The organism is Pseudaminobacter soli (ex Li et al. 2025) (assembly GCF_003012705.1).
GTDB classification, from domain to species: Bacteria; Pseudomonadota; Alphaproteobacteria; order Rhizobiales; family Rhizobiaceae; genus Pseudaminobacter; species Pseudaminobacter soli.
Window position 1 is genome coordinate 1 of the sequence record NZ_PXYL01000080.1, and the last position, 359, is coordinate 359.

The window sequence follows — 359 nt, forward strand, 5'->3', positions numbered from 1 at the left end:
GCATCTCGAAGTGTGGCGATCCGAGCATCCGCTGGGTGCTCGTCGAGGCGGCCGGCACCATCCTGCGGCTCTCGAAGAAGTCGTCCCCTCTCCGGGAATGGGGGCTGGAGATCGCCAAGCGCCGCGGTATGGCGAAAGCCGTTGTGGCGGTGGCACGGCGGCTGGCCGTGATCCTGCATCGAATGTGGATGGACAACACGCCATACCGCTGGGAGGCCAAAGCGGCCTGAGTTTGGATTAGAATTCCGCGTGCCGCGCGGATAGAGGTCCCGTGCAGGGACGGGTGGGTAGGCAATCTCGAGGCGGGCTTGAACGCCAGGTTTCTGGTCAGTTCGCAAAAAAGATTGAGATGCCTCTCC

1 pseudogene is annotated in these 359 nt (G+C 63.0%); it reads left to right on the forward strand.

Annotated elements, in window-relative coordinates:
* Positions 1-230: pseudogene (locus C7I85_RS31320) on the forward strand (IS110 family transposase); the annotation flags it as partial.
* Positions 231-359: the final 129 nt, after the last annotated feature.